The sequence below is a fragment of the Brevundimonas sp. genome (assembly GCF_016463485.1).
Lineage (GTDB): Bacteria > Pseudomonadota > Alphaproteobacteria > Caulobacterales > Caulobacteraceae > Brevundimonas.
The window spans coordinates 1-6128 of sequence record NZ_JAEMRD010000180.1 but is presented as its reverse complement, the minus strand read 5'-3'; the positions used below and the strand labels follow the sequence as shown (position 1 = coordinate 6128).

The 6128-nt window shown below is 66.7% G+C and carries 5 protein-coding genes; 3 read left to right on the top strand and 2 right to left on the bottom strand.

The features are described from left to right. Positions 1–279 precede the first annotated feature (279 nt). The 3 genes from JHC99_RS17070 (at position 280) to JHC99_RS17060 (ending at position 2542) form a co-directional block, all read left to right on the top strand. Entirely contained in the window at positions 280–843 is a 564-nt protein-coding gene (locus JHC99_RS17070) for a hypothetical protein (protein WP_292155841.1), read from the top strand. A gap of 126 nt (positions 844–969) precedes the next feature. Next, positions 970–1104 (top strand): hypothetical protein, encoded by a 135-nt coding sequence (locus tag JHC99_RS17065; RefSeq protein ID WP_271147074.1) that lies wholly within the window; start codon positions 970–972, stop codon positions 1102–1104. A 103-nt stretch (positions 1105–1207) separates the two neighbouring features. Continuing rightward, positions 1208–2542 carry a hemolysin family protein gene (locus JHC99_RS17060; protein WP_292155840.1) on the top strand — a complete coding sequence of 445 codons (1335 nt, stop codon included), beginning with the start codon at positions 1208–1210 and terminating at the stop codon, positions 2540–2542. Between the two features lie 46 nt (positions 2543–2588). On the opposite strand, the gene JHC99_RS17055 is transcribed toward JHC99_RS17060, so the two are convergent. Continuing rightward, on the bottom strand, positions 2589–3950 hold the full coding sequence (locus tag JHC99_RS17055; RefSeq protein ID WP_292155839.1) for a PepSY domain-containing protein: 1362 nt from the start codon (positions 3948–3950) through the stop codon (positions 2589–2591). Next, on the bottom strand, positions 3950–6037 hold the full coding sequence (locus JHC99_RS17050; protein WP_292155838.1) for a TonB-dependent receptor: 2088 nt from the start codon (positions 6035–6037) through the stop codon (positions 3950–3952). Before JHC99_RS17050 ends, JHC99_RS17055 begins: the two co-directional genes overlap by 1 nt. Between the last annotated feature and the right edge of the window lie 91 nt (positions 6038–6128).

Here is a 6128-nt window from a genome sequence, read left to right as displayed (position 1 = left end):
ATCCGTGAAGGCGGCCGCACCGTCGGCGCCGGCGTCGTCGCCAAGATCATCGCCTGATCTTGTCACGACGCTGACGCGAGCGACGCGGTCGCTCGCTGCTTGAGCGCGGTTGAGTGTGAATACAGCACGGCCGTCGGGGCAACCCGGCGGCCGTTTTGCTTTGTATGCTTCCCTGCTCCGGCAAGGGGCGAAGGGAATTCGTTGCAATCGTGACAGCATGGGTCATGTGGCCTAACCTTCGATCACCGCCGACCACGGGCGGATTTCGGGGAGTGTCACATGGTCATTCGTCATCTCTGCATCGTCGGCCTGTCGGCGCTGGCGCTGTCCGCCTGCGAGGAGCCTGCGGCCGAACCGGCCAGCGCTCCGGCGAACCCTCCGACAACCGCGCCTGTGCCGGCGGCCACTGCGTCGATCGTCGTGGACGGTGAGGGGCTGAAGGCCGGCCCGGGGTCGACCCCGATCGCCTTCGGTTCGCCGCGCGCGACGGTCGAGGCCGCGGTGAAGGCGGCGCTGGGGTCCGATCCGATCGTCAGCGAGAACCAGGACTGCCCTACGGGATCGGCGACGGTGCTCGACTGGGGTGATGCCGTGCAGGTGGTGCTACAGGACGGGGCCTTCGTCGGCTGGCGCGCCGACGATGCGACCGTCAGGACGACTTCCGGCCTTCACGTCGGCTCGACCCGGGCGGCGGCGCAAGCCGGCAATGATTTCAGCCTGCCCGAGACCACGCTCGATGCGGTCGAGATTTCGGTGGATGGTGTCGGTGGCTTCTTGACCTCCGCCGGGCCGGACGGGACGGTGGAACAGCTGTTCGCCGGTGACATCTGCATGGCACGCTAGCCCCGGCGACACGTCTGCCAGACGCCTGCATTCACCACGTCCTGCCCGTCTCAGGGGAGGGGACTTGCATGGAACCGCCGATTGCCGCCTACGTTCGGATCACGAACGTTAAGGATTTGGTAACCCATGCGGCGCGCGCTTCACATCGGCCTGTTCATCGGCACCCTGATCGGGATGTCGGCCTGCGCGGCCCTCGACAGCGGCGACAACGGCCGCTCCGGTGCCTATGGCGGCATCGACGCCGGTCGCACTGGCGGCTGATCGCCCGATCGACCAAGGAATCCGTGGCGAAAGTCCGCGTTTTCGGCTAGGAGCGAACAGCGGACGCCGACTGTCGCGCCGCGCCGGTTTCAAACCCCCCTAGATGTTACTGATCGCCATCGTCGTCGTTCTGCTCCTCGTGGTGCTCAACGGCCTGTTCGCCATGACCGAGTTGGCGGTTGTTTCATCCCGCCGATCCAAGCTCCAAAGCCGTGCTGAACGGGGGGACCGAGGCGCGCGGGCCGCCTTGAAGCTGTCTGAGAACCCGACCCATTTCCTCTCTGCGGTCCAGGTCGGCATCACCCTGATCGGGATTCTGGCCGGTGCCTTTGGTCAGGCCGCAATCGCGGGTGAACTCAACCTCATCCTGGAGGCGACGTTCCCGGCGCTGGCAGCCTACACGGAAATCTTTTCGACTTTGCTGGTCGTCATCTGCATCACCTATGTGTCGCTGATCGTCGGCGAGCTTGTGCCCAAGCGACTGGCGCTCATCTTTCCCGAGACGATTGCTGCCAAGATGGCGGCACCCATTTCAACTGTAGCAATCGTTCTGCATCCTTTCGTCGTGCTGCTGACTGCTTCAACCTCGGGCATCCTCAAGCTGATGGGCGTCAAGGACCGCGACGGGTCCGACGTCACCCAGGAGGAGGTCGAGACCATGATCGCCGAGGGGACGGCCTCGGGTCTGATCGAGCCCGAAGAACAGACGATGATCGAGGAAATCCTACGCCTCGGCGACCGGCCGATCCGGGTGGCCATGACGCCGCGTCACGAGGTCTTCTGGGTCGCGCTGGACGACTCGGAGGCTCAACTGCGCGAAGAGGTCCGCACCTGCCCTTATTCGCGGATCGTGGTGGCCCGCGAGAACGACGTCGACAACCCGCTGGGCGTCGTCCACAAGAAGGACCTGCTGGACAGCCTGCTGGATAACGGCGAGTTCAATATCGAGAAACACGTCCAGACCCCGGCCTTCATCCCGCAATCGACCTCGGTGCTCAAGGCGCTGGAGATCCTGAAGGCGTCCAAGGTCCACATGGCATTTCTGGTCGACGAGTTCGGAGCCTTCGAGGGCGTGGTGACCGCCACCGACCTGCTGGAAATGATCGCCGGCAACTTCGACGAAGGTCACGATGACGCCGACGTCAGCGTGCGCGAGCGCGAGGACGGCAGCTGGCTGGTGGACGGCCAGACCGACCTGGATGAACTGTCCGACGTGCTGGGCGAGGACTTCGGCGAGACCGAAGGGTTCCACACCGTCGCCGGTCTGGTCCTGCATCATCTGTCACGCGTGCCGGATGAGGGCGAGATCCTGCAACTGGGCCGGTTCGAGGTCGAGGTCGTCGACATGGACGACCGTCGGATCGACAAGCTGATCTTCAAACAGGTCGTCGACCCTGACGACGAGAAGAAGGCGGTCGCCGAACACTACGAAGGGTGAGGCAGGCCGCCTCCAATGGTTGTGATCGCGACCAGCCGCCCATGGTTCAGCGGCTCAGACCTCCCCTGATGCGACGCACGACCTGATCGATCGCCAGGGCCACGACCAGGCTCAATCCCGTCAATGGAAAGAGAATGCCGAGGGGCAGCACGATGCCGAGCACCGCCGCGCGGGTCCGGGGGTCGGCGGGTGCCTCGGGCGCGCCCAGCCGGCCCTTGGCCAACCGGGGCGGTCGGCGCTTCCACCACATGACGATGCCGCTGATCGCCAGAAGCCAGATGGCAATACAGCCGCCGAGCATCACATAGCGATTGATCCAGCCGTACTGGCGGCCTTCGTGTACGGCGATGCCCCACTCGAAGGCTTTCGCCCCCACGCCGAACTGACCGTAGGCGACGTCGGCCTGAACCGTGCCCGTTCCCGGCTGGATATAGAGGATGCGGGTGTCCTCGACCCGATCCACGACGCGCGCGGCGGTCCAGGCGACGGTCGGGTCGGTCGGGATGGAGACGGTATAGGGTCGCGCCAATTCTCTGCTGTCTGCTGCGTCGATCACGCTCGACAGCCTGGGCGGGACAGGGGCTGGCATCAGATGATCGCCGTGCATCACCATCCCCTCCATGGTCCAGCCGACGCCCACGGGTGCGTCCTGGTGCCCGGCATTGACGAAGGCTCCGGCGGGGGGCTTTGGCCGACCGAGGCCGTGTTCCTTGACATAGGCCATGTACTGATCGCCCCAGAAGGCCGACCAGGGCATTCCCGTCACCGCGAGGAAGGCGATGACGGCGCCTGCATAAAGGCCCGTGACCGCATGCAGGTCGCGCCAGAAGGGGCGGCGTTTCGGATCGGTCGCCCTGAGGGTCACCACCCCGACTTGCCGCCCGCGTGGCCACCACATGAAGATGCCGGTGGCCACCAGGATGATGGCCCAGCCGGCCACGATCTCGACGACATAGTTGGCCCACGATCCCACCAGCACCAGGCTGTGCAGCCGTTTCACCGTCTCCATCACGCCACCGAACGGCGTCACGCCGATCAGTCGGGCGTCATGCGGATCGACGAAGGCGGTGCGTTTGGTCCCGTCCTGCAGCCGGACCGTCAGCCGGGCCGCCTCGTCGGCTCGCACCGGGACCAGGACATTGGCGACCTTGCCACCGGTCACGGCCTCAGCGGCGGCGATCCAGCGGTCGGGCGAGGTGGTCTGAGGCCGCGCCTCGACATGGGACAGGGACCGGTAGGCCAGGCCGTCGATCTCGGTCTTGAACAGATAAAGGCCCCCGGTCAGGGCCATCAGCATCAGGAACGGCAGGACCAGCAGCCCGGAGTAGAAATGCCAGCGCCAGACCGCGCGATAGGCCCCCGAGAGGGGAGCGGCCGAAGCCGCTCCCGAGGTATCGTTACGGGCCATCAGTAGTCGATCCGCAGGCCGATGAAGGCCGAGACGCCTTCGCCCGGCCAGAAGACGGCGGTGGAGGCGACGCGGGCATCCGTCACCGCCCCGAAGTTGGAGATATAGCGCTCGTCGGTCAGGTTGCGTGCATCAACGAACAGGCGGGTCTTCTCGCTGACCGTCCAGCCGAAGCCGAGGTTCAGGATGGTATAGCCGGGGGCCTTCAGCGTGTTCTGGTAGTCGACCCAGCTGTCGGAGAGGGTCAATTCGACCGACGGGGCGACGAACCAGCCGGAGGGGTGGGCATAGCGCAACTCGGCCCGGTACAGATGCGGCGGGACCAGCGGCAGGTCGTTGTTGCCGTAGGCCTTGTCGCCCTCGAAGAAGAAGTCCGAATAGGCATAGGTCTGGCGCAGCCTCCATCCGGGTGCGAACCGCCAGTCGAGCCCGGCCTCGATCCCCTGATGCACGGTGGGCCCGGCATTGAAGGTTGCCGCCGGGATGCCAAGGGCGGGATTGACGATGAAGGTCAGCAGTTCGTTGTCCAGCTCGGCGCGATAGACCGCGACGTCCCACGAGAACTGCGTGTTGCGACCCCGGACGCCCGCCTCGTACGTCCAGGCCTCCTGTGCCTCGATCGCCGCGAAGCCGCCGACGGTGGGGGACAGGGAGCCGAAGTTGGGCGGCTCGATCGAGCGGGTGACGTTGGCATAGGCCTGGGCCCCCGATGGCCCTTCCCACAACAGACCGACGCGCGGCGCGAACCACTCATAGGCCTTGCCCGTGGTCAGGTTGAAGGCCGAGGCGACGCCGGGCAGGCCGAAGCTCTGATAGTCCCGTTCAGCCCGGCCAAGAGCCCCGCCGGCGACCAGGGCGACGCTGTCGGTGACGAACAGGCGGCCTTCGCCGAACACATCCAGCGCCTCGGCGTTCTGGCGGGCCTTGGCGGTGCGGGTGCCGCTGGAACCGCGCACATTGACGAACTGCCGGGCGTCCAGGTCACCGACCCGGTACCAGGCCCCGCCGAAGGCGTCGGCGCGAAGGCCGAACAGCCGGCCCTCCCAGTCCAGCCGACCGAAGGCTCCGTAGTTGCGGCTCTGCTGGTCGATGACCTGGAAGATCGGATGGTGCAGATCCTTCCAGGTGCCATAGACGGCCCCCTCGAACAGCAGTCCGGGTGACAGCCGCCACCGGGTCGACAGGGTGGTGCGGGCTGAGGCGTAGTCGCGCTGATAGTCATTGGTGACGTTGGCGGCGGCGGGCATCACCGGGGTGTTCAGTGCCTGGGCCAGGGTCAGGGAGCCGGGGATCTGCTGGTGGATATAGGCCCCCTGGACGATCAGCCGGACCTCGCGGTCCTCGCCGAAGCTCTTGCCGAGGTTGGCCGTGATGTATTGCTGCTGGCCGTCCGAATTCTGGCGCCAGCCCTCGGCGCTCGCGCCGGTGGCGCCCAGATAGCCGTCCCAGTCGCCGCGAACACCGCCGACCTCGGCGTGAACCCGTGCGGTCTGCCAGGAGCCGTAGTCGGCACGGACGCTGGCCGTGTGGCCGATGCTGGCACCGTTCGGCGTGACCAGGTTGACCGCCCCGCCCAGCAGGGACCCGCCGAAGCGCAGGGCATTGCCGCCCTTGTAGACCTCGGTGTAGCGGGCCAGCAGGGGATCGACCATCTGGACGTCGCCGAAGCCGTCGGCCTCGTTGAAGGGGATTCCGTCCTGGGAGACGAACAGGCCGCGCAGGTGGTTGGCGTTGCCGATGCCGGACCCGCGGATCGAGATGCGTACGTCGCCGCCCCACTTCTTCTGCGCATAGACGCCGGGCACGTCGCGCAGGGCGTCGGCGATGTTGGGTGCGTACCGATCCTGGAGGCTTTCAGCCGAAACCACGGCGACGGCACCCGGTGTGCGCGACAGGCGGCGACGGGCCTCGGCGACGACGGGTGGATCCTCTGGATTGCGGGCGCCGGTGACGATGATCTCGTCCAGCTGGGTGGAGGGGCCCTGAACGACTGTCTGGGCGGCGGCGGGCAGGGCGGTCATGCCGAGCGCGGCGGCGCTCAGCGTCATGAACAGCGCGCGCGGCGCTGCGGAGGTCTTGAGAGTCATCGAGTCTTGGTCCTGAACAGGAATGAGCAGGCGCGCGTGTGCGAACGCGCGCCGGGTGCGTCAGTCGGGGCTGTTCAGGCCTGAGGGGGAG

Coding starts and splice junctions, on each gene's coding strand:
- JHC99_RS17070 (WP_292155841.1), top strand. CDS start 280: ATGGTCATTCGTCATCTCTGCATCGTCGGCCTGTCGGCGCTGGCGCTG.
- JHC99_RS17065 (WP_271147074.1), top strand. CDS start 970: ATGCGGCGCGCGCTTCACATCGGCCTGTTCATCGGCACCCTGATCGGG.
- JHC99_RS17060 (WP_292155840.1), top strand. CDS start 1,208: ATGTTACTGATCGCCATCGTCGTCGTTCTGCTCCTCGTGGTGCTCAAC.
- JHC99_RS17055 (WP_292155839.1), bottom strand. CDS start 3,950: ATGGCCCGTAACGATACCTCGGGAGCGGCTTCGGCCGCTCCCCTCTCG.
- JHC99_RS17050 (WP_292155838.1), bottom strand. CDS start 6,037: ATGACTCTCAAGACCTCCGCAGCGCCGCGCGCGCTGTTCATGACGCTG.